This window comes from Psychrobium sp. nBUS_13 (assembly GCF_051201665.1).
Lineage (GTDB): Bacteria > Pseudomonadota > Gammaproteobacteria > Enterobacterales > Psychrobiaceae > Psychrobium.
Window position 1 is genome coordinate 1,415,206 of sequence record NZ_CP179210.1, and the last position, 24,527, is coordinate 1,439,732.

The window sequence follows — 24,527 nt, forward strand, 5'->3', positions numbered from 1 at the left end:
GGTTAATGTCCCCAGCCTGTTTTTGTACCAGTTTTCTTTAAACCTGTTTCATCAAGGCTAAAAATAGCCGATGTATCATCGATACGTGTGGCAGAAATAGTATAACCAGCACCGTAGTGTTCAGGTGTTACTAGAATATTGTGGGTAGGTGTACTGCCATCAAGTGGTGCCTGCTTTGGATAAACCATCTTAGTGTCGGCATCTGCGTAGCTGTTATTACGAATATAATAGCTCTCTAGAGCGACGCTTACTTCGACAACTGCTGCTTGTGCTAAAGAGTTTTCTGAACGAATGACACTGGCTTGATAACTTGGATAAGCGATGCTCGCTAATATGCCAATAATGGCAACCACAATCATAAGTTCAATTAAGGTAAATCCTCGTAGATTATTCATAAGTAAAGCCTTGTACTATTGTGGTTCGTGCACCTGAGCTATCATTGTTCGCTGTACTAGTCGCTGTAAAATGAACGTTTCGAATCATGAAGTCATTCTGACTCGAATCAAGAGATATACCTGCACGTAGGGCATTTACAGTGTTTGAACGGTAGGAAACAGAGACTTTCATTTTATCGGTACTAAGTTGAGTATTGTTGACTTTAATTTCAACATCTTCGGCAGCAGTCATCGAGCCTGCCATTGCTGCAATATTTTCTTCCGTGGAAGAAGGTTGTCCACTAATCATTTTCATTGAATGTGCCATTGCACTTTCTGCAGCATTAAATGTGATACTCTGCTGTTGAAAATTCGATGTCATTCTTGATTGTTCGCCAGCCTTACTCAACTCTGTTACTGAAATAAGAGTAATCACAGTAAGAACTATTAAACTTAATACTAAAATGGCGCCGCGTTGGTTTGTTAGAATTGAGTTCATCTTTATAATCGCCTATTTCGAATTTTTATACTGGAATTAAATGCATGACGCAATCTTCTATCATTGATATAACCGGGCGTCTTAGTTGATATTTCTTCTTGCGCAAGATGGTATGTTTGACTGTCTTCGAAAGGGGAAACTTCGTCCTGGCTGCTAATTAATAATCCAAGCTGAATTGATGAAACATTTTGCATGTTTGGAGTATTCGTTCCTTTGTTATGTCGAACGTATTTAATATTTCCGCTGGCGAGTACTTCACCGTAGAGAATTTTCATATTCTCAACACCCTCGATTAATTCTTGCGTGTCATACTTATTAGTGGCACTGCCATAATTGATGATGGTTTGATATAAAGCAAAAACGGTTGAACCATTTTTGTTAACTCTGCCTGTATCACCGATGAAATAGAACGTGGATTGGTAACGTGCAATGTGAGCATTACTTTGATAAGCCTTACTGAGATTATTTGTCGTATTTATTCCTTTAGCATGAGCAATAGTGGCAATTCCACCAGTTACATTGGGAGTATTAGTCACTGTAAATATATCGGCGGTAACACAATCTGATATATACACAATTTCATTTTTATCAAAAGTTACACCGTCAGATGTTTTTATCTTTAGATTGGCGGAGCTATCAGATTGTTTTTCAGTAAGTTGTGCACTGATAGAGGACATTCTTGCTATTAATAAGGCATCGGTGTTTGGCCTTATTCTTGATGTTATCGATGCTTCTCCAGAGAATTGGGTATCTGTTTCCCATCCTGACTTAATTGTATATCCAACGAGTTCATTGATTAATGGATCGTAGTTCAGCGGCAAGTCTTTAGAATTAACAACAGTCGGAGGTGGGGTGTTGCTAACGCAACCACGGTAGCCAATCATTCTTATATCGCGTTTAAGATATTCCAATGCGAAACGACCGCTCTCTTGAATCCTTGAATTTGCTTCTGTTAAGTCTTGTGAAACACGAGTATTAAGGTAAATCGAAAATAGCCCACCAACAGTTGCGACACTTATCACTAAAGCGATTAGCAGTTCTACAATACTAAATCCTAACTGTCGATTAATACGTTGATTCATAAGTTTTTCTTGCCCTAGTTAATTATTACTTCTACTTCATAATTACTTTTTGTTCGTTCTCGTGTGGTGATACCTTTGTCGTTTGTTGCCCATTGTTTGGTATCCCATTGCACGGAAATCGTAAAAAGGTTGTTAGCATCAGCTTTTACCGTTGCACTTGCTCCGGGTAATTGTTGTCTAGTATTTTCATCACTAATGCTGTTAATCATTTGTGCCCACTGAGCAATATCAATATTGGCTAACTGATCAATACTGCACCCATGGTCTGCAGTTAAACAATCGGTATTAGGCATTATTTGTCCGGCGCTTTTGACGTCATTAAATTTACCAGCAGCAACTGCTTCTGGATTATTTCGCATTCTTTCAATGATGTCTTGGCTTATTGTTATCGCCTGTGAGCGTAAATAGGCTGAATGGTTGTGTTCCATTGAAACCATATTTAAACCAGCAATACCGAGCATACCAATGGCTAAAATTGCAATGGCAATCATCACTTCCAATAATGTAAAACCGTTTTTTTTATAAAAAGTATTCATGAGCAAACAATTTTATTAATTTCTGATTTAACAAGGGAGCGAACTTGCCCGCCCAAATTTAGTGCCACACCTTTAGCAAAAGACGCACCACGATCGTCACATAAAACGATTTCGCCCGTGTCATCTGGTATACCTTGGGCACTGAAAGTGATTGTACTTGAAGCGAGGTTCTGAAAATAGAAATTAATATTACTACTCAATTCTGCTGTGCGGATCAATGTGTCATTATTATTGAGAATAAGAAGATTATTGCCTGTTGATGCACATTCTGCGGTTTCTTCTACAATCTTTCCACGGCAAATACGCACGTTTGATTTGCGTTTGGTGGCTTCACTTCTTGCATAGGCGATAAAACTGGCAATGGTATTAGATTGGTTAACAATTTCATTATTTTTTACTAGTTGCTGTAAGCTTGGGATGCCTACGAATAAAGTAATGGTAATAATGGTCATTGTAACAATGAGTTCAATGAGGGTAACCCCCTTTTGTTTTTTCATTAGTCTATTATCCATTCATTACACTGGTTAGTAATATAGCATTAATTTTAACAAAAAACTAAGGCACTTTCTTGATATGAAAGTGCCTTATATTTCAATTAATTAATCATAATTTATTAATTACTGTGAAATGATGTAAGCTATTGTTATTTTTCGAAAATTTCGTCAATGGTTCCTTGAGCTAACGGGTGGTAACCAGGCCTCGCAATTTTATATACATTTTTCGCCCATTCATGTCCTTCTGAGGACGTTGTCAGTTGTTTATACAGAGGAACGATCAGTTTTCGACGACCAATAGTGATGAGATAATCTTTAAGTTCGCCATAAATAGCATCATATCCACTGCGTAATGCTAATAGATACCAAGCGTGAGCCATTTCGTTATTAGTACTTATTGTAAGATTAAATTGTTCGTCTAGCTGAGACATTATTTTTATATCTAAGTTAGGTGGTAAATTATTGATGAAATGAAGCCACTGATGAACAGTCCACTCCGAAGTGTCTAAATCACTTGGCGCTGTTTTTCTTAATTTTAACTGCTCAATCTGATTATCTATTTTATCAAACACTGGCGATGTTGGCTGTGGTGTGAATGGAGGAAGACCTTGTGCAAAAATCCATTGTTCAATATCGGCTTTATTTAAAATATTTGGGTGCTTGCTTAATAAATTATCCGTCAAGTATTTATAGAAAGCGTTTGTACCAATACTTTCAAAAGCATATTCGTTAAAGTAATTTTTAATGAAGTTATCAAATACATCACGACCTAGTTTTTCTTCTAAATATACTAGGAATAATTGACCTTTCGTATAGGGCACACTTGAAAACGCCGCATCTGGATCTCTTCCTTGTAAATCAACATATAAGACAGTGTCGTTTGCTGGAAGTTTAGTGACTAGTGAGCGAAGATTCTGCGCGTCTAATGCTTGTTCCATTAATGCTCGTTTTCGGCCAAAAACTTCTTCCATAATTCTATTTTCAACATACGACGTAAATCCTTCGTTTAACCACAGATCACGCCAACTTTCATTTGTAACTAAATTGCCAGACCAAGAGTGTGCTAACTCGTGAGCGATTAAATTAACTAAGCTTTTGTCGCCCGCTATCACCGTTGGAGTAATAAATGATAAGCGTGGATTTTCCATGCCGCCGAAAGGAAAACTTGGCGGTAGAATCAGTAAATCGTAACGACCCCAACGATAAGGACCAAAAAGCTTCTCGGTCGCGTCAATCATCGCTTGTGTGTCGTCAAATTCAGCAACAGCTGAATCTAATACGCTTGGCTCTGCGTAAACACCTGTTATGTCACTCATTGCTTTAAATTCTAAATCACCTACAGCAATAGCGATTAAATAAGGAGGAATTGCTTGAGGCATCGTAAAAAAATAGTCGCCATCGCGTTCGGTTGTTGGTTCGTTATTCGCGCTCATTACGGCTAATAGATTTTTATCAGTATGAATACGCGCATCGTAAGTCATACGAACGCTGGGTGTATCTTGAATTGGGATCCAACTACGCGCATGAATAGCTTGATTCTGACTAAACATGTAAGGCAACTTTTTGCCTGCAGTTTGTGCGGGTGTTAACCATTGAAGGCCTGATGCTTTGCCTGTTGATTGATAGTAAATACGAATTGTAGTGGCTTGGAAAGCCGGATTAATGGTTAGCTTTGCCCCCATAACATCATCACGAGGCGCTAGTTGGAAGTTAATTGAATACCATTTGTCATTTGCCGATTTGGCCAATACGCGATCGATGATTAAATCACGGGTATCTAAAATGACTTGTGTTGTTGCTGTGTCTGACCAGTTTAAATCAAGCTCAGCAAACCCTTTAAGCGCTTTGTTATCAAAATCAACATTAAGATCGAGATAAAGATGACTAACTCTAACGTCGTCATAGTTAGAATAGGTTAAGTCGTCTACTTTTTTTGCATGCACTACTGCAGATAAAAGAAAACAACAGGTTAAAGCAATTAATTGGCGCATAATATTTTTCTTGTTGTAATAAAAGTTCGTAGTGTAGTGTAAATTTTAGCTATTGAACATAACTAGATTTGTGTAAAAATAGTGCTCACTATTTAATAGCTAAGTGTTACACTAGTTGTTCAGATTTAACTCTAAGGACCAACCCATGAAAAAGATCGAAGCGATCATTAAACCATTTAAACTTGATGATGTTAGAGAAGCATTGTCTGATATCGATGTCACAGGAATGACAGTATCTGAAGTTAAAGGGTTTGGACGCCAAAAAGGTCACACAGAGTTATATCGTGGTGCGGAGTATATGGTCGACTTTTTACCTAAGGTAAAACTCGAAATTGCGATTAACGATGATATGTTAGATCGTTGCGTAGAAGCGATTCAGAGCGCTGCATTTACTGGAAAAATTGGCGATGGAAAGATATTCATCACTGAAATAGAACGAGTCATACGTATTCGAACGAACGAAGAGAATGAAGAAGCTATTTGATAGAATCGTTTAAAAATAAGATTATAAAAAGGCGCAATCGTTAATTGATTCGCGCCATTTTGTATAGCTAGAAGAAAATTAACCTTGAGGGAAATTAAGGTTGATTACCTGTTGAGTACGTTCTGCTAAGTCATTTTGTTTGAGTGCATTATATGATTGTTTCATAATCTCTAACGCAGGTTTCGTTGACGCAGTATTACCGTAGCTGGTTAACACTTCTTTAGCGCGGTTAATTGCTGCGACATAAATTTCACGCTCAAGATAATATTGAGCAATAGCAACATTGTGCTTTGCTAATTGGTTCTTTAAAGCAATCATACGTTGACGAGCGTCTGGTGCATAATGACTATTAGGTCGCGCTTCAATGAGTTGCTTAAAATCTCGAAACGCTTGAATAGCAAATTGCGGGTCACGGTCGCTGCGGTCAATATCAAATAATTCGTGAAACATGTTTTCATCTGACTGCATGTTAGCTAAACCACGCATATAGAAGACATAGTCGATATCTGTGTGTGTCGGGTTTAAACGTAAAAATCGGTCAATACTGGCTAACGCTTGGTCGCTGTTACCTTGGCGATAATAGGCATAAATTAAATCAAGTTGCACTTGATTAGCCTGTGGACCAAACGGATAACGCGACTCTAATGCTTCTAAGATTCGTGTTGCTTTTATTAAATTACCTACATCTAATGCTTCTTGTGCATTTTTGTACATTTGCTCTGGAGCGGTAATACTAACTTGTAATTCATCTGGTTGACTTGAACAACCCGCTAATCCTAGCGCTAAAACTAGTGAAATAGTCACTAGTGAACGTTTTTTATACATCATTTTATTCATAATCCTCACATATTCGACAAGTATCTATTAAGCTGAGGCAAAATAAAAGCTACAATAGCGACTAATCGTGGGTTTTTTTGATTAACTCAATGCCCGTTAGTTCCCTTAATGTAGAAATATAAATGAATCAAGCGATCAATTTAATGGCTAAAGTGGCCATAGAACAGTGTGACCAGCGTTTAGATCAAGCTATTGCCGAGCTATTTACTGAGTATTCGCGTAGTCGATTAAAAGAATGGATAATTGCAGGTTATGTAAAAGTCGACGGCGAAGTTGTCACTAAAGCCCGTGTTAAAGTACTTGGTGAAGAACTTATTGAGGTTGATGCGTTTATTGAAGTGGAGGAACGGCATAAACCAGAGGACATTCCGTTAAACATCGTATTTGAAGATGAACATATTTTAGTTATTAATAAGCCAGCGGGTTTAGTTGTGCATCCTGGTGCTGGTAATCCTGGCGGAACGGTATTAAATGCATTACTTCATCATTGTCCTGAGATAGATAATGTACCACGTGCCGGTATTGTGCATCGTTTAGATAAAGACACCACGGGTCTCATGGTAGTGGCAAAAACTATTCCTGCACAAACTAAACTTGTAAGGATGATTCAAAAACGCGATATTACTCGTGAATATGAAGCCATTGCTATTGGTCAAATGACTGCTGGCGGAAAAATTGAGGCGCCTATTGCACGTCACGCTACACGTAGAACACACATGGCTGTCGATCCTGACGGTAAAGAGGCAATAACACGTTACCGCATTGCAGAAAAGTTCAGAGCACACACGCGATTACGTTTACGTCTTGAAACCGGTCGTACCCATCAAATTCGCGTTCATATGTCTTATATGCGACATGCACTTTTGGGAGACCCTGTTTATGGCGGTCGTCCCAAACCAATTAAAAACTCAAGTAGTGCATTGATCGAAGCAATGCAAGAATTTAAACGTCAGGCATTACATGCGATTAAATTACAATTAGTACATCCAATTACAGGTGAAGACATGCGGTGGCAGGCACCTGTACCTGAAGATATGGTTAAAATGGCTGAACTATTACGCCAAGATACTTTAGACAATCAACCGCAATAATGATTGTTGCGGATTGGACAGCACCTAATCATGTAAAGACGTTAATTACCACCCGCCAAGGTGGTATTAGTCTGGCGCCGTTTGATAGCAATAATTTAGGGGATCATGTTGGGGATAGTCCCCATCATGTTGCCTACAACAGAAAAATACTCGCAAAGAAAGTTAAACATGACATTGTTTGGCTCAATCAAACCCATAGCACTATTGTGCTCCCTCTTAGTCAGGGCTCAATACATGAACAAGTGAATGCAGACGCAAGTTTTTCTGATGCGCCTAAAACCCCATGCTGTGTGATGACTGCTGACTGTTTACCATTGTTAGTCACTAATTTTAGTGGAACCAAGATTGCTGCGATTCATGGAGGATGGCGCGGGTTGGCTGGTGGTATTATTGAAAATACTTTATCGCATTTTCAAGAAAGTCCTTCACAGCTTATGGTTTGGCTTGGTCCAGCAATTGGACCTCGACAATTCGAAGTAGGGCAAGATGTTGTCGATATCTTTGTGAATCGTGACATTGACAACAAAAGATGCTTTTTACCTCATGGCAGTATGTACTTTGCCGATATTTACCAATTAGCGCGCAATATTTTACAGGCTTATGGTGTAACTCAAATTTCAGGCGGCAACCATTGTACTGTAGAGCAGGAGGGAGAGTTTTTTTCTTATCGTCGTGATGGTCAAACTGGGCGCATGGCAAGTTTGATATGGATAGAAAATAATTGATTATGATTTTCATATGTAAATATTTAATGATTACGCTTGTTTTATTGAAAACTAATCCCATCAATTAACTAGACGATGTGTTTATATTGAGGATTAATATGCGCTTAGATAGACTTACTAGTAAATTTCAAATTGCCATTTCAGATGCACAATCTATTGCACTAGGCCGTGACCATCAATATATAGAGCCCATTCATTTGTTTTCAGCATTACTGAATCAAGAAGGCGGCAGCACACGAGCATTATTAGTCGAATGTCGGTGTGATATTTCGACAATTCGAAGCAGAATTTCTCAATCTCTCGATCGACTCGCTCAAGTTGAAGGGGTTCACGGCGATATTCAGCTTTCGAATGCGATGGTCAATTTACTTAATGTTTGCGATAAGTTGGCGCAAAAGCGTAAAGATCGCTATATCTCTAGTGAATTATTTATTCTTGCCGCATTAAGTGATAAAGGCGCATTGGGTGTAATAATCCGCAAGGCGGGGTTAACTGAAACTGGCGTGTCGAATGCAATTGAGAAAATACGTGGTGGACAACAAGTAGAAGATCAAAATGCAGAAGACCAACGGCAAGCACTCGATAAATATACAGTTGATTTAACTGAACGCGCTGAACAAGGAAAATTAGATCCCGTTATCGGCCGTGATGATGAAATTAGACGCACAATACAAGTATTGCAGCGCCGCACTAAAAACAATCCTGTATTAATTGGTGAACCTGGTGTCGGCAAGACGGCAATCGTAGAAGGACTTGCACAGCGAATTATTAATGGTGAAGTTCCTGACGGTATTAAGAATAAGCGAGTTCTTTCTCTAGATATGGGAGCGCTGTTAGCTGGAGCAAAGTACCGCGGTGAGTTTGAAGAGCGATTAAAGGCAGTCTTAAATGAATTAGCCAAAGAAGAAGGCCAGGTGATTTTGTTTATTGATGAGCTGCATACTATGGTCGGTGCTGGTAAATCTGATGGCGCGATGGATGCAGGGAATATGCTTAAACCAGCACTTGCACGAGGAGAACTTCATTGTGTAGGTGCTACTACATTAGATGAATATCGTCAGTATGTCGAAAAAGACGCTGCGTTAGAACGTCGTTTTCAAAAAGTGCAAGTTGATCAACCTAGCGTTGAGGATACTATCGCCATTTTGCGTGGTTTGAAAGAGCGATATGAATTGCACCATGCCGTTGAAATAACAGATCCAGGGATAGTTGCTGCGGCTGTTTTATCCCATCGATATATTACTGACCGTCAATTGCCTGACAAAGCGATCGATTTAATTGATGAAGCGGCGGCTGCAATTCGCATGGCGATCGACTCAAAACCTGAAAATCTAGATCGTTTAGAACGAAAAATAATTCAGCTAAAGCTCGAACAACAAGCTTTAGAAAATGAAGAAGATGATGGCTCTAAAAAGCGTCTTGAGAAATTGCAAATAGATTTAGCGAGTTATGAAAGTCAGTTTAAAGAACTTGATGAAGTATGGAATGCCGAAAAAGCGTCTTTGTCAGGCGCACAAAACATTAAATCCTCATTAGAGCAAGCACGCCAAGACTTAGAGATTGCGCGTCGAGCAAGTGATTTAAATCGCATGTCAGAACTTCAGTATGGTCGTATTCCAGAATTAGAGCGTCAGCTAGATCTTGCACTACAAGCTGATATGCAAGAAATGACATTGTTAAAACATAAAGTCACTAGTGATGAAATTGCCGAAGTTGTCTCGAGAGCTACTGGAATACCTGTGAGTAAAATGCTTGATGGCGAAAAAGCAAAGCTTCTCAATATGGAAAAACACTTGCAACAACAAGTCGTCGGTCAAAATAAGGCGGTTACCGCAGTATCCAATGCAATTCGCCGTTCTCGTGCGGGCCTTTCGGATCCAAATAGGCCAATTGGCTCATTTCTATTCTTAGGTCCGACAGGTGTCGGTAAAACAGAACTGTGTAAAGCTTTAGCTGATTACCTATTTAATAATACGGATGCCATGGTACGGATTGATATGTCCGAATTTATGGAGAAGCATTCAGTTGCCCGTTTAATTGGTGCACCTCCAGGATATGTGGGATACGAAGAGGGTGGTTACCTCACTGAGGCGGTACGCCGAAAACCATATAGTGTGTTACTACTTGATGAAATTGAAAAAGCTCACAGTGACGTTTTTAATATTCTGCTACAGGTCTTGGATGATGGACGATTAACCGATGGGCAAGGAAGAACGGTAGACTTTCGCAATACTCTTATAATAATGACATCTAATATTGGTTCTGACCTAATACAAGAGCATGGTGGAATATTAGAGCAAGCTGATATGACTTCTATGGTCATGGAAGTGGTGAAAAAACAATTTAAGCCAGAATTTATTAATCGCTTAGATGAGAATGTTGTATTCAATGCGCTAACTAAAGAGAATATTAAGCGTATTGCAACCTATCAACTTAACTATTTAGTTGAACGATTAGAGCAGCAGGATATAACGTTCTCTGTAGATGAGCTTGCTTTAAATGCACTAGCAGATATCGGGTTTGATCCTGTATATGGCGCTAGGCCACTAAAGCGTGCTATTCAAGGGTTAGAGAACCCATTAGCGGAGCATATATTATCAGGGCACTTAGGCGCAAAAGACCGTGTTGAGGTAAGTTATAACAATGATGAATTTGTATTTAATAAACAGTAACTAGTATTTAATTTTGCTTTTTATCTGTTTTACAAAACATAGCAGCTTGTTTCTTAGCTAAACTAAGCTGCTTAGCTTTATCTTCTTTAGTTAATGTTTGCAGCTTACCGCTTGCATCTTTTTGTTGAATATTATTAAACGTCGTTAATATCTGAATGTTCTTTTGGGCGATATCGCAGTTTTTCTTTGCAATTCTATCTAACTCTAATTCTTGTTCGCTTAATTCTTTGTCTGATTTGTTCTTACTATCGGTAACGTACTGGCCCTGTTTCGTCATGTCGATTTTTTTAACTTTGTTCGCTGGAATGTTACTCGGTTCATTATAACTATAATGAGTGACACCATTACTGTCTGTCCATCGATAGATATCTGTCGCGTAAACATTGAATGCTAAAAATAGCGACAACGACATTAATAAGAATTTCATGAGTACACCCTAGTTGTTTTTATCAGTATTCAATTTACTACTAAGAAAATTAAGCTTATCTAACAGATTATAAATCAATCTGCATTGTGTTGCACAAAATAGCATGCTTATACGGTATGTTTTTTTACTTTATTTAAGTAATTAGTACTGTTTCTCTAACATATAACCAATAGTTTTAACAATTAAGGGTGGAAAATATACAAACAAAATATTAGTTAATGTTTTTTAGAAAAAGCCCTTGCCAAGTTCGATGGGATCTCTATAATGCGCATCCACTGACACGGGGAAGCACTGATAGAGCATCTTTTAACTAAGAGCTAAGAGGTAACGCTGATACGGGTTAGGAAGAAAAACAACGCTTTAAATTATCTTTAAAAATTATTTAAAATTAGTTGTTGACTTCAAAAAGGAATGACGTAAGATACGCATCCCTAACGCAACGAGCCACACGGTTTGAAGCGTAACTCCTTACTACTTTAAGTAAGTCGAGTTGAAACGTTCTTTAACAATAAGTATTCAAATAAACTGTGTGGGCATTTTTAAGACTTAGCTAACATTTGATTATTAATCAAATGTTCTAGGCTAAATCGGTTAAGTATCAAAAAATACTTAATGAAGATGTTCACACCAAGTAAGAAATTACTTGATATGACAGTAAATTCATTGAGTCGTTTCTTATGTAAAAGTAGGGAACGTTAAACAGTTAAACTTTTAATTGAAGAGTTTGATCATGGCTCAGATTGAACGCTGGCGGCAGGCCTAACACATGCAAGTCGAGCGGAAACACAAGGGAGCTTGCTCCTGAGGTGTCGAGCGGCGGACGGGTGAGTAATGCTTGGGAAACTGCCCAGTCGTGGGGGACAACCATTGGAAACGATGGCTAATACCGCATACGCCCTACGGGGGAAAGAAGGGGACTCTTCGGAGCCTTTCGCGATTGGATGTGCCCAAGTGGGATTAGCTAGTTGGTGAGGTAAAGGCTCACCAAGGCGACGATCCCTAGCTGGTTTGAGAGGATGATCAGCCACACTGGAACTGAGACACGGTCCAGACTCCTACGGGAGGCAGCAGTGGGGAATATTGCACAATGGAGGAAACTCTGATGCAGCCATGCCGCGTGTATGAAGAAGGCCTTCGGGTTGTAAAGTACTTTCAGCGAGGAGGAAAGGTTAGTAGTTAATAACTGCTAGCTATGACGTTACTCGCAGAAGAAGGACCGGCTAACTCCGTGCCAGCAGCCGCGGTAATACGGAGGGTCCGAGCGTTAATCGGAATTACTGGGCGTAAAGCGTACGCAGGCGGTTTGTTAAGCGAGATGTGAAAGCCCCGGGCTCAACCTGGGAACTGCATTTCGAACTGACAAACTAGAGTTTTGTAGAGGGTGGTAGAATTTCAGGTGTAGCGGTGAAATGCGTAGAGATCTGAAGGAATACCAGTGGCGAAGGCGGCCACCTGGACAATAACTGACGCTCATGTACGAAAGCGTGGGGAGCAAACGGGATTAGATACCCCGGTAGTCCACGCCGTAAACGATGTCAACTAGCCGACTGGTGCCTTGAGCACTGGGTGGCGCAGCTAACGCATTAAGTTGACCGCCTGGGGAGTACGGCCGCAAGGTTAAAACTCAAATGAATTGACGGGGGCCCGCACAAGCGGTGGAGCATGTGGTTTAATTCGATGCAACGCGAAGAACCTTACCTACTCTTGACATCCACAGAACTTTTCAGAGATGAATTGGTGCCTTCGGGAACTGTGAGACAGGTGCTGCATGGCTGTCGTCAGCTCGTGTTGTGAAATGTTGGGTTAAGTCCCGCAACGAGCGCAACCCCTATCCTTAGTTGCCAGCACGTAATGGTGGGAACTCTAGGGAGACTGCCGGTGATAAACCGGAGGAAGGTGGGGACGACGTCAAGTCATCATGGCCCTTACGAGTAGGGCTACACACGTGCTACAATGGCGCATACAAAGGGTTGCGAAGCCGCGAGGTGGAGCCAATCCCAAAAAGTGCGTCGTAGTCCGGATTGGAGTCTGCAACTCGACTCCATGAAGTCGGAATCGCTAGTAATCGTAGATCAGAATGCTACGGTGAATACGTTCCCGGGCCTTGTACACACCGCCCGTCACACCATGGGAGTGGGCTGCAAAAGAAGTGGGTAGTTTAACCTTTCGGGGAGGACGCTCACCACTTTGTGGTTCATGACTGGGGTGAAGTCGTAACAAGGTAGCCCTAGGGGAACCTGGGGCTGGATCACCTCCTTACAGACAAAAATAAAACAGGTTTTTAGGTAATTAATCTAAAAATACAGTTTTATTCAGGTCGTCACTAGTGATGACCAATCATTCGATACTTTTCTTTAAGTGTCCACACAGATTATTTGAATACACTAGCATGTTGATGAAAAGCGATAATAAATCTCTTTTATAGAATCAACATTGTCTGAAACGACAAAGTTAAGCAACATTGCTTACCTTTGTCTTTTTAATAAAGACTGCTCTTTAACAATTTGGAAAGCTGATAAATTCAAAAATAGAATTTAGATTATTGTGTAAACAATAATTTTTATTCGAAGTTCTTAAGTAATTAGTGAATGCTAATTACGAACACAACAAGTGTTCTTGGATATTTTTGAGGCGAAAATGATTTACGAATCTAATAATCTAAAAATAAATACTTAATTTATTTTTCAGGATAATTAGAAGAATAATGATAAAACTAGACATAGCAGACATTGGTCTGTGAAATCGAAAACATTAGTTGTTTTAATTAACACATCTAACGTATTGCGCAGATAATTTTTTCTAATGCAAGGCGGACGAGCAATGAGGGAAGGCGTGTAACGTGTTACATAACTGACCGAATGACAAAGTCCAATGGCGCAGTAGAAAAAAGAATCAAGCAAGACACATTAGGTGTTGTATGATTAAGTGACTAAGCGTATACGGTGGATGCCTAGGCAATTAGAGGCGATGAAGGACGTGTTAATCTGCGATAAGCGTTGGCAAGGTGATAAAAACCGCAATAGCCAACGATTTCCGAATGGGGAAACCCAGCTGCCATAAGGCAGTTATCTCAACGTGAATACATAGCGTTGTGAGGCGAACCCGGGGAACTGAAACATCTAAGTACCCGGAGGAAAAGAAATCAACCGAGATTCCCTTAGTAGCGGCGAGCGAACGGGGACCAGCCCTTAAGTAATTAATAAGTCAGTCGAATGCACTGGAAAGTGCGACGATAGAAGGTGATAGTCCTGTAGACGAAGACGAATTTTTTATGAAAACGAGTAGGACGGGACACGTGATATCCTGTTTGAAGATGGGGGGACCATCCTCCAAGGCTAAATACTACTAATTGACCGATAGTGAACCAGTACCGTGAGGGAAAGGCGAAAAGAACCCCTGTGAGGGGAGTGAAATAGAACCTGAAACCGTATACGTACAAGCAGTGGGAGCACAGATTTGCTGTGTGACTGCGTACCTTTTGTATAATGGGTCAGCGACTTACATTTTGTAGCAAGGTTAACCGTATAGGGGAGCCGTAGGGAAACCGAGTCTTAACTGGGCGATAGTTGCAAGGTGTAGACCCGAAACCGGGTGATCTAGCCATGGGCAGGTTGAAGGTTGAGTAACATCAACTGGAGGACCGAACACACGTATGTTGAAAAATGCGGTGATGACCTGTGGCTAGGGGTGAAAGGCCAATCAAACCCGGAGATAGCTGGTTCTCCCCGAAATCTATTTAGGTAGAGCGTCATGTATCACCATTGGGGGTAGAGCACTGTTAAGGCTAGGGGGTCATCCCGACTTACCAACCCTTTGCAAACTCCGAATACCAATGAGTGCAATCATGGCAGACACACTGCGGGTGCTAACGTCCGTAGTGAAGAGGGAAACAACCCAGACCGCCAGCTAAGGTCCCAAAGTACTAGTTAAGTGGGAAACGATGTGGGAAGGCTTAGACAGCTAGGAGGTTGGCTTAGAAGCAGCCATCTTTTAAAGAAAGCGTAATAGCTCACTAGTCGAGTCGGCCTGCGCGGAAGATTTAACGGGGCTAAACTAGTCACCGAAGCTGCGGATTCATACTTTGTATGAGTGGTAGGGGAGCGTTCTGTAAGCCGTTGAAGGTGTGCTGTCAGGCATGCTGGAGGTATCAGAAGTGCGAATGCTGACATGAGTAACGATAAAGGGGGTGAAAAACCTCCTCGCCGAAAGACCAAGGGTTCCTGTCCAACGTTAATCGGGGCAGGGTAAGTCGACCCCTAAGGCGAGGCAGAAATGCGTAGTCGATGGGAAACTGGTTAATATTCCAGTACTTCTTATAATTGCGATGGGGGGACGGAGAAGGCTAATCTAGCATGGCGTTGGTTGTCCATGTTTAAGGCAGTAGGCCGTTGTTTTAGGTAAATCCGGAACAACTTTGGCTGAGAGTCGATGACGAGCTACTACGGTAGTGAAGTAGATGATGCCATACTTCCAGGAAAAGCCTCTAAGCTTCAGATTATAAGGAATCGTACTCCAAACCGACACAGGTGGTCGGGTAGAGAATACCAAGGCGCTTGAGAGAACTCGGGTGAAGGAACTAGGCAAAATAGTACCGTAACTTCGGGAGAAGGTACGCTGGCTGTGGTGATGAGACTTGCTCTCTAAGCTACGGTCAGTCGCAGTGACCAGGTGGCTGCAACTGTTTATTAAAAACACAGCACTGTGCAAAATCGTAAGATGACGTATACGGTGTGACACCTGCCCGGTGCCGGAAGGTTAATTGATTGGGTTAGAACTTCGGTTCGAAGCTCATGATCGAAGCCCCGGTAAACGGCGGCCGTAACTATAACGGTCCTAAGGTAGCGAAATTCCTTGTCGGGTAAGTTCCGACCTGCACGAATGGTGTAATGATGGCCACGCTGTCTCCACCCGAGACTCAGTGAAATTGAAATCGCTGTGAAGATGCAGTGTACCCGCGGCTAGACGGAAAGACCCCGTGAACCTTTACTACAGCTTGGCACTGAACATTGAACCTACATGTGTAGGATAGGTGGGAGCCTTTGAAACCAGAACGCTAGTTTTGGTGGAGGCAATCTTGAAATACCACCCTTGTACGTTTGATGTTCTAACTTAGGTCCCTTATCGGGATTGAGGACAGTGTCTGGTGGGTAGTTTGACTGGGGCGGTCTCCTCCCAAAGAGTAACGGAGGAGTACGAAGGTTAGCTAAGCATGGTCGGACATCATGCGGTTAGTATAATGGTATAAGCTAGCTTGACTGCGAGACAGACACGTCGAGCAGGTACGAAAGTAGGTCATAGTGATCCGGTGGTTCTGTATGGAAGGGCCATCGCTCAACGGATAAAAGGTACTCCGGGGATAACAGGCTGATACCGCCCAAGAGTTCATATCGACGGCGGTGTTTGGCACCTCGATGTCGGCTCATCACATCCTGGGGCTGAAGTCGGTCCCAAGGGTATGGCTGTTCGCCATTTAAAGTGGTACGCGAGCTGGGTTTAGAACGTCGTGAGACAGTTCGGTCCCTATCTGCCGTGGGCGTTTGAGAATTGAGAGGAGCTGCTCCTAGTACGAGAGGACCGGAGTGGACGAACCGCTGGTGTTCGGGTTGTCATGCCAATGGCATTGTCCGGTAGCTACGTTCGGAATCGATAACCGCTGAAAGCATCTAAGCGGGAAGCGAGCCTCGAGATGAGTTCTCACTGGAGATTTAATCTCCCTAAAGGGCCGTAGGAGACTACTACGTTGATAGGCAAGGTGTGTAAGCGTTGTGAGGCGTTGAGCTAACTTGTACTAATGACCCGTGAGGCTTAATCATACAACACCTAATGTGTTTTACATGAGCATCTTAAAAATAGATACTAAATCTATTTTTCAAGAGATGTTCTAGTCTCAGAAATATCCAACAAAGAACGCTTGTTGTGTTTAAGAAGATTTTTGAAAGCTTTCCAAATTTAGTGGTTGTGTTCGCTGTAACACATCGCTCTTTGCCATCCATGGCACCGCGATGTTAGTGAATTCATTCACGTAAAATTAGTTTGGTAACCATAGCAAATTGGTCCCACCTGATCCCATTCCGAACTCAGTAGTGAAACGATTTAGCGCCGATGGTAGTGTGGGGCTTCCCCATGTGAGAGTAGGACATTGCCAAACACCTATTTAGTCGAGAGGCCCCGTGTAGAAATACACGGGGCCTTTTGCATTTTACGCGTTTATAATTGTTTCTATCGCTGTGGCTTCATCGCACTGACGGGGCCTCACGCCTAAAGCGCTACCGCGCAGTCCTGCTCCCGACGCTCACCCGCTGCTTCGCAGGGATTCATTCGCTACATCCATGTAGCTCACCCTTCGGGCAGCTTACGCTGTGCAAAATGGCTTTCCTGCCATTTTGTCCCCAACTTGCTTTCGCCTTGTTGCGTCGAACGCTGTTCGACGGACTGCGGCTCAAGAGAGTAGGACATTGCCAAACACCTATTTAGTCGAGAGGCCCCGTGTAGAAATATGTCAACAACGGTTTAAAATTGACCCACTTTTTCAGTAATTCATCGATTGAAAACTGACCCAGTTAGTCTTGATAGGTATCAATAATACCCGCTTTTCTTTTTTCTCTTAATCGATAGCTTTCGCCAGTTAATTGCAACACATGAGAGTGATGTAGTACGCGATCTAACATGGCCGCTGTTAAAGTTGCATCATCTGAAAAGGCGCTCGGCCACTGTCCAAAGGGTAAATTGCTCGTTAGAATCAAACTGCCTTTTTCATAACGCTTGGCAATGACATTAAAAAATAGATTTGCTTCATCACGGCCAAATGGTAAATAGCCTATCTCATCGATGATTAGCAACCGAGGAGCAAGAATAGAGCGTTGCATGTAGCTTTTCAATTTTCCTTGCCGCTGTGCACTGCTTAGCTGAAGCATTAAATCTGCGGCACTGATAAAACGTGTTTTCTTGCGTTGCTCAATGGCTTTATAACCTAACGCAATGGCTAAGTGCGTTTTACCTGTACCACTTGGACCTAGTAAAATGACATTCTCACACCGCTCAATAAAGGCAAGCGAGCTTAGCTCCGTTATCGCTTTACGTGGTGCCCCTGTTGCAATCTTGAAGTTAAATTGGTCTAGTGTTTTGATGCTTGGAAAACCGGACATTTTTAGCATGATTTCTCGCGCCCGATCATACTTATTCTCTAACTCGCTAGTGAGGATCTGATACAAAAAGTCAGCATAACTACTTTCATTTTTGACGCATCGACTCGCAATGTTAGGCCAGTTGTTTTCTATATTTCTTAAATTGAGTTGCTCACATATTGAAGCGATTTGTTCATGTTGAATACTCATAGTTGCTCCAGTAGTTCACTGTAAACAGATATCGGGTGTTGATAGCATTCAATATCAATGGGCGCAATAAACGACACTAATGCGCTGCTCTTTAAATCCAAACTGCTGTGAAGTTTTTGTGGAAGCGGTTGTAAGTACGCCACTTCTTCATCAAGGAGGTATTGCGGCTTTTGTGCGGTCGTACCATGAATACGTTGGTGGGCGACATCGTTTAGCCATCCGCCAATTTTGCTATTGGCATTTGCACAATCTAACGATAAGCCCGCTTGCTTGAGCGTTGCATGCAGTGGTACAACAAAGCTATTCTTCAAGTAATGGTTAAATCGTTCAACTTTCCCCTTGGTTTTAGCACGATACGGCCGACATGCTTTGGGTTGAAAACCATATTCCTCAGCCAAATCAAGAAACGATTGATTCCAACGGTGCTTTCCTTCACCGTAAACATCGCGCTCAATAACTAATGCTTTAGCGTTGTCGCATAACACTTGTTTTGGAACGCCGCCAAAATAGTGAAATGCTTCCCTTAATCCGTCCATCCATGCTTCTGTTCGCTCATGGTCATAAAAATAGACGTAGCAGGCTCGTGAATAGCCAAGGGTTGCCACAAACGCCTTAATGGTAAGCTTTCCGCGTTTAATCGTGGTGAAGTCTATTTGCATTTGTTGACCCGGAACGGTTTCAAATCGAACAATAGGCTCTGGTGTTAATTGCTTGAAAGGGGATAAATACACCCTGAGTTGCGTTATTCCACCTTGATAACCTCTAGATTTTATTTCTGACAACAAAACAACAGCTGGGATCCAGTGTGGTTTTGCAGCATCTATTCGACCTTGAATATACTCATGGAAGGGACTGAGTTTAGTCGGTGGTGAATGTCGTTTTGTATAATGAGGCACGTCATAGCCTCTTAAATATTTACGCACAGTATTGCGCGATACGTTTAATTCTTTGGCAATGGCGCGAATGCTTTTGCCTTGTTTATGCAGGACTTTAATATCCACAAATAGCTCCTTCGTTAACATACCGTATCACCTAAAAATAAATAAATGATACATCGGTGGGTCAATTTTGGATCGATGTTAGTGGGTCATTTTTGCACCGTTGGTGACACAAATATTTAATGCATATCTGGTATTAGTGCATCATCTAGGCGGATTTACGCTAAAATACTACCAACCGCCCTCCAGATTGATCTTGTAATCATTAGGCGTTACGGAGGTCAATAGTAACGCTTATGTAAAAGACTACTTTATACAGCCTTTTTATTAGGTTCTGTTAGCGTTGTAGACTTTATACTGTCAGCCTTTTACACTAAGCAAAAATATTCGATGAGCAATTAAAAATGACTACACGCAGCGCATTACTTGATCTGTTAGAGCAAACCCTACAGCCAAATAAAATCAAAGATTACTGTCCCAATGGCTTACAAGTTGAAGGAACGCAGCATATAAAGAAAATTGTCACAGGAGTGACAGCTTCTCAAGCAATGATTGATGCAGCAATAGCAGCAGATGCTGATGCATTACTTGTTCATCACGGTTATTTCTGGAAAGGTGAAAACCAAACCGTCACGTCACTGAAGAAAAAACGCATTAAGAGTTTATTAATGGCTGATATTAATTTGATTGCTTATCACTTGCCGTTGGATATTCACCCAACCCTAGGAAATAACGCTCAGCTGGCGAAGCGCTTTAATATTACCAATGTCGAGGGCCTGGAATCTGGAAACCCAGTGAGTGTTGCGGTTAAAGGCGAGCTTGAAAAAGTGCAAACGTTGGTACAATTTACACAAACTATTTCTGACTCACTTGGCCGTACTCCGTTAGTTGAAGGAGATGCTAATAAAGAAATTCGCACAGTGGCTTGGTGCAGTGGTGGCGGTCAAAGTTTTATTGAAATGGCAGGAGAGCAGGGAATAGATGCATTTATTAGTGGTGAGGTGTCAGAGCAAACAATTCATTTAGCGCGTGAATATGACATTGCCTTTATTGCAGCAGGTCATCATGCAACAGAACGATATGGCGCTAAGGCACTAGGGGAGTTTGTTGCTCAGGAGTTAGGTGTTGAGGTTGAGTTTATCGATATTGATAATCCAGCCTAACAATCACTTATCTAGATAATGCCACCTTAAGAAATGTAGGTGGCTAAATCGACAATTTTTAAAAATTAAACGTTGAGATGGGTGACAAAATTACAAGGACCGTGGCTAGCATCTAGTTGTTCTTTAATTACTTTTTTCCAACCTGTACGACAAGCGTTGGTTGAACCTGGTAAACAAAAGATAGCGGTTTTGTTTGCCATGCCGCCTAAGGCACGTGATTGAACGGTAGATGTGCCAATTTCATCAAATGAAATTTGTCTAAATAATTCTCCAAAGCCTTCAATGTTTTTATCAAACAATACAGAGATAGCTTCTGGTGTATTATCACGTGGTGTAAAACCCGTTCCGCCAGTGGTAATAATTGCGTGTACATTGTCATCAGCAATCCATTTAGAAACGACTTCGCGTATTGCATAGACACAATCTTTAACAATGGCGTTATCAGCTATGTTATGGCCATCGGTGTCGATTTCTTTGACGAGTAATGCCCCTGAAGTATCGGTAGATTCGTCACGTGTATCTGAAATAGTCAAAACGCTGATATTTAATGGGATAAAGTCATTCGCACAGGGCATAGTTGTTTCCTTGCTTCAATTAGTTGACGACATGATAACAAAGTTAGTGTTTGATAGTGAGCCGTTAGCTAATTAAAAAACGCTACCTAATTCAAGGCAGCGTTTAATACCAATAGCATTAAATATTTGCCCACTTGTACTTGTTAAAATTAACTAAAATGGCGTTGCTCTCAATCCTAATAGCCAGCTATTAGTCAATCGAGCGTCTTGTTTTAGCTGATTTTCTCTACGCACAACAAGATCACTTACTTAATGTAATTGGTATAATCCATTTAAGCGGTGAGGCTATCTGATTCAAAAGAGGCTTTAACTGGTGTAGAGGGCTTAGCGTTACTTGAGTTGTTTTGAACCTGAAAGAAAGCAATTAAATGTTCTAGTTCTTGCGCGTGACTGGTGAGATTAGTACTGGATTTTGCTGCGAGAGAAACTAACTCTGAGTTTTTCACTGTGATATTCTCTAGGTGTTTTGTCGTTTGATTAATTTCTTCCATGCTCGATGATTGCGAGGTCGACGCATTGTCAATATTGGCAACCACGGTTGAAACCTCAGAGACACTATCAATAATATTTTGTAAAGTTTCACCGGTATCAGCTACTAAGGTTGAGCCATCACTCACTTTATTTTGAGCATCGCCAATTAAGTTTTTAATATCCTTAGCCGCCGCAGCACTGCGTCCCGCTAAGTTTCTAACTTCGCCTGCGACAACCGCAAAACCACGCCCTTGCTCACCAGCTCGCGCGGCTTCAACGGCAGCGTTAAGCGCTAACAAGTTAGTCTGAAAAGCAATATTATCGATGAGGCTAATAATTTCTGAAATATTGCTGGTGGAATGATTAATATTTTCCATTGCGCTGATTGCTTTTTGCACGACATCGCCGCCTTGCTCCGCATAATCTCTCGCTTTTTGTGCCAAGATATGCGCTGTTGAGGCATACGTTGAATTATCTTGTACTGTCGCAGTTACTTCAATCAACGCAACATTGGTCTCTTCAAGGCTTGCTGATTGCTCAACGGTACGTTTATGAAGGTCTTCGTTGCCATCAGATAAGTGACGTGCTTCACTATTCACACTATTCGCTGATTGCTGAATTTTTGAGACAATGGTCGTGAGCTTTTCGACGGTGGCATTGGCGTCAATTTTCAATTGTTCGAACTGGCCCTTGTATTCAGCGGTTATAGTTTGCGTAAGGTCGCCCTTTGCTAAGGCACTGAAAATACGTAGCGCATCGGTTGTTACCTGATCGGAAACATCGACTAATTGATTAATACTGTCTGAGAACGATTTAAAGAAACCCATTTTATCTTCAATCGCAATGCGTTCGCTAAAATCCCCAGCAAGGGCATTATCGACTACTTGTTGAATTTCATTTTGAGTTTTGACTTCTGGTGTGCGATCAACAATTTCAACCACGGTGCCTAATTGTTCGCCTGTGACGTCAAACACTGGATTGGAAGTAAATTGAAGCGTTAAGCCTCCGACGATACTTTCTTGTTGCTGTTGCGTATTAAACCCAACTAATGCGGCACTACTAATACCCATTGTACCAAACACTTCAGAAGATTTAAAACCGCCAATGTTATCAGTCGGTAACTTAAATATGTCGATATGACGCTGTAATAAATTGAGTAGCGCATTATTGCTATACACGACTTTGTGGGTTTTACTGAGCACCATTACGTTTCCACTTACATTGTCTAATGCTTGTTTAATACGCGTATTAATGCCTAATTCTCGTTGCGTTGCTTTGTTACGCTCATTGAGGTTGTCTTGCATGTTGCCAAGAGCGGATAGCAGTTGGCCTATCTCATTGTTACGATTGCGGTTAATGGTATTATCTAATTTACCGTCTGCAATTGATTTAGCAACCGTTATTGCTTCTACGAGAGGTTCACTAAGGCTCCGTGAAAAAGCAAGCGCGCACCCAAAAAGAACCGCTATCGTGATCACTGCAATAATGACCGTTTCCCAAATCAATGTACTAATTGCTGAAAAGGCTTCACTTTCATCAATTTCAGCAATGATTCCCCAGTTTAAGTCGGTAATCTTTAGCGGTGCAAATGCCGATAAAACACTATGATCTAAATGATTGGTAATAGTGTCGCTGCCGGTGAGGTTATTCGCAATATTAGTTGTTGCCTGAGTGTCGACGGGGGTTCGTAAAATAGTATTTGTATTGCTAAAACGCGATTGTGAGCGCATTAATTTGTCGTCACCGACTAAGAATGTTTCACCCGTTTCTCCCAGTCCATCACTGGTTTGCATAATGTTATTAATTACACCAATTGGCATTTGGAATACCAATACCCCAATACGTTCATTACCATCGAAAATAGGGGAGGCAATAAAGGAGACTGGTTCGCCGTATGATGGCGTATAGAAAGTAAAATCAATTAATTTGGCTTGGTCAGTGACATCAATGTTACGTGCTGCTTTAAAAGCTTTCGCAAGCCCCGAATCTTGGTAGGAGCCGTTAAGAACGCTGGTACCAAAATCGACTTCCTTAAACACGCTGTAAACAATATGGCCTTGATCTGGCTCGATCAGAAATATGTCGTAATAGCCAAATTTATTAAGGTAATTTCTAAATTTAGGATGATATTTAGCATGGCTATCGTGATAGCTAGACTCTTCAATACCACGCATTAGTTTGTCTTTGCTGCCTAACGGATTATCATTATTTGCGATGTAGGAAAATTGAGCGCTAAGAGATGGTTCTTCAGTTGGGATCAGGCTATCGATAGATGGGATCTGATTAGTGGCTTTATGCTTTTTAAATTCACTAAGAAATTCGTTTTGATAAAAACGGGTTAATGCGTCAATTTTTTCTTGTTCACTTTGCGGTAACTGTCTTGATAGATCATAAATGTTGTACGTAAACTCACGCATCGCACTGATGATCATTTCACTATCTGAAAATGTGGTTACTTGATTTCTTACTTGAGCAAAATAGGACTCTACTTGAGATTTCTTTGCCGCTTTAAGGGATTCTAATTGATTTTTGGCGCTGTCATGAAGGGCGAATGAAGTCGATACTGTATTAATGACTCCTGCTATCAGTAACGGTATCAAACCGGCAAAGGTCATCGCGAGCATCAATTTACGTTTCAGTGTCATGTTGCTCGTTGCGCTTGTCATTCCCATCATAAAATCTTCTACACTCCTGTATTTAATTAACATATTAGTCGTATTAAATTCCAATAATCAAGTACTTTTTTATTTGTTCTTCAGTAATAATCCCTTGTAAAAACTAGGGATTAAAGAGAAATGAGAGGTAAACGTAATAAATAACGGCGCTGTTCCAAA

At 41.2% G+C, this 24,527-nt stretch carries 17 protein-coding genes and 3 rRNA genes; 8 read left to right on the top strand and 12 right to left on the bottom strand.

The annotated features are described in order from the left end of the window. Window positions 1-2: 2 nt before the first annotated feature. The 6 genes from ACMAZF_RS06435 to ACMAZF_RS06460 all read right to left on the bottom strand — a co-directional run bounded on the left by ACMAZF_RS06435 (window position 3) and on the right by ACMAZF_RS06460 (window position 4,976). Entirely contained in the window at window positions 3-395 is a 393-nt protein-coding gene (locus ACMAZF_RS06435; RefSeq protein ID WP_435276597.1) for a type IV pilin protein, read from the bottom strand. Beyond that, a complete protein-coding gene (locus ACMAZF_RS06440; RefSeq protein WP_435276598.1) occupies window positions 388-873 on the bottom strand; it encodes a pilus assembly PilX family protein in 486 nt (161 codons plus the stop codon). Before ACMAZF_RS06440 ends, ACMAZF_RS06435 begins: the two co-directional genes overlap by 8 nt. 2 nt (window positions 874-875) lie before the next feature. After that, window positions 876-1,955 (bottom strand): PilW family protein, encoded by a 1,080-nt coding sequence (locus tag ACMAZF_RS06445; protein ID WP_435276599.1) that lies wholly within the window; start codon window positions 1,953-1,955, stop codon window positions 876-878. A 14-nt stretch (window positions 1,956-1,969) separates the two neighbouring features. Continuing rightward, the gene (pilV, locus tag ACMAZF_RS06450; RefSeq protein WP_435276600.1) at window positions 1,970-2,491 is read right to left on the bottom strand and encodes a type IV pilus modification protein PilV; all 522 of its coding nucleotides are present in this window, start codon (window positions 2,489-2,491) and stop codon (window positions 1,970-1,972) included. Beyond that, on the bottom strand, window positions 2,488-2,988 hold the full coding sequence (locus tag ACMAZF_RS06455; protein WP_435276601.1) for a GspH/FimT family pseudopilin: 501 nt from the start codon (window positions 2,986-2,988) through the stop codon (window positions 2,488-2,490). Before ACMAZF_RS06455 ends, pilV begins: the two co-directional genes overlap by 4 nt. Window positions 2,989-3,134: 146 nt before the next feature. Beyond that, window positions 3,135-4,976, bottom strand: coding sequence for a M1 family metallopeptidase (locus ACMAZF_RS06460; protein WP_435276602.1), 1,842 nt, complete (start codon window positions 4,974-4,976; stop codon window positions 3,135-3,137). Window positions 4,977-5,121: 145 nt separating this feature from the next. On the opposite strand from ACMAZF_RS06460, the gene ACMAZF_RS06465 reads away from it, so the two are divergent. Continuing rightward, window positions 5,122-5,460 (top strand): P-II family nitrogen regulator, encoded by a 339-nt coding sequence (locus tag ACMAZF_RS06465; protein ID WP_435276603.1) that lies wholly within the window; start codon window positions 5,122-5,124, stop codon window positions 5,458-5,460. Between the two features lie 78 nt (window positions 5,461-5,538). Here the strand turns inward: ACMAZF_RS06465 and ACMAZF_RS06470 are convergent, their stop codons facing one another. Continuing rightward, entirely contained in the window at window positions 5,539-6,288 is a 750-nt protein-coding gene (locus ACMAZF_RS06470) for an outer membrane protein assembly factor BamD (protein ID WP_435276604.1), read from the bottom strand. Window positions 6,289-6,419: 131 nt separating this feature from the next. Here ACMAZF_RS06470 and rluD point away from each other — a divergent pair, with 131 nt between their 5' ends. The 3 genes from rluD (at window position 6,420) to clpB (ending at window position 10,785) form a co-directional block, all read left to right on the top strand. After that, window positions 6,420-7,388, top strand: a complete 969-nt coding sequence (gene rluD / locus ACMAZF_RS06475; protein ID WP_435276605.1) for a 23S rRNA pseudouridine(1911/1915/1917) synthase RluD — start codon at window positions 6,420-6,422, stop codon at window positions 7,386-7,388. Beyond that, the gene (pgeF, locus tag ACMAZF_RS06480) at window positions 7,388-8,113 is read left to right on the top strand and encodes a peptidoglycan editing factor PgeF (protein ID WP_435276606.1); all 726 of its coding nucleotides are present in this window, start codon (window positions 7,388-7,390) and stop codon (window positions 8,111-8,113) included. The genes rluD and pgeF overlap by 1 nt, the downstream gene beginning before the upstream one ends. A 98-nt stretch (window positions 8,114-8,211) precedes the next feature. After that, the gene (clpB, locus tag ACMAZF_RS06485; RefSeq protein WP_435276607.1) at window positions 8,212-10,785 is read left to right on the top strand and encodes an ATP-dependent chaperone ClpB; all 2,574 of its coding nucleotides are present in this window, start codon (window positions 8,212-8,214) and stop codon (window positions 10,783-10,785) included. Window positions 10,786-10,792: 7 nt separating this feature from the next. On the opposite strand, the gene ACMAZF_RS06490 is transcribed toward clpB, so the two are convergent. Continuing rightward, window positions 10,793-11,212, bottom strand: coding sequence for a DUF4124 domain-containing protein (locus ACMAZF_RS06490; protein WP_435276608.1), 420 nt, complete (start codon window positions 11,210-11,212; stop codon window positions 10,793-10,795). A gap of 712 nt (window positions 11,213-11,924) precedes the next feature. Between ACMAZF_RS06490 and ACMAZF_RS06495 the strand changes: the two genes are divergently transcribed. The 3 genes from ACMAZF_RS06495 (at window position 11,925) to rrf (ending at window position 17,360) form a co-directional block, all read left to right on the top strand. Further along, window positions 11,925-13,471 (top strand): 16S ribosomal RNA (locus ACMAZF_RS06495). A 660-nt stretch (window positions 13,472-14,131) separates the two neighbouring features. After that, window positions 14,132-17,025 (top strand): 23S ribosomal RNA (locus tag ACMAZF_RS06500). A gap of 219 nt (window positions 17,026-17,244) precedes the next feature. Further along, window positions 17,245-17,360, top strand: a 5S ribosomal RNA gene (rrf, locus tag ACMAZF_RS06505). Together the 16S, 23S and 5S rRNA genes form the textbook arrangement of a ribosomal RNA operon. Before the next feature lie 412 nt (window positions 17,361-17,772). On the opposite strand, the gene istB is transcribed toward rrf, so the two are convergent. Next, entirely contained in the window at window positions 17,773-18,546 is a 774-nt protein-coding gene (gene istB, locus ACMAZF_RS06510; protein WP_435273981.1) for an IS21-like element helper ATPase IstB, read from the bottom strand. After that, a complete protein-coding gene (gene istA, locus ACMAZF_RS06515; protein ID WP_435276609.1) occupies window positions 18,543-19,568 on the bottom strand; it encodes an IS21 family transposase in 1,026 nt (341 codons plus the stop codon). Before istA ends, istB begins: the two co-directional genes overlap by 4 nt. A 320-nt stretch (window positions 19,569-19,888) precedes the next feature. Between istA and ACMAZF_RS06520 the strand changes: the two genes are divergently transcribed. Further along, window positions 19,889-20,647, top strand: a complete 759-nt coding sequence (locus tag ACMAZF_RS06520) for a Nif3-like dinuclear metal center hexameric protein (protein ID WP_435276610.1) — start codon at window positions 19,889-19,891, stop codon at window positions 20,645-20,647. Between the two features lie 65 nt (window positions 20,648-20,712). On the opposite strand, the gene moaB is transcribed toward ACMAZF_RS06520, so the two are convergent. Both moaB and ACMAZF_RS06530 read right to left on the bottom strand, forming a co-directional pair. Further along, window positions 20,713-21,222: a molybdenum cofactor biosynthesis protein B gene (gene moaB, locus ACMAZF_RS06525; RefSeq protein ID WP_435276611.1), complete on the bottom strand. Its 510-nt coding sequence runs from the start codon at window positions 21,220-21,222 to the stop codon at window positions 20,713-20,715. Window positions 21,223-21,494: 272 nt separating this feature from the next. Beyond that, complete coding sequence (locus tag ACMAZF_RS06530; protein WP_435276612.1) at window positions 21,495-24,368, bottom strand: methyl-accepting chemotaxis protein; 2,874 nt, start codon at window positions 24,366-24,368, stop codon at window positions 21,495-21,497. Window positions 24,369-24,527 lie beyond the last annotated feature (159 nt).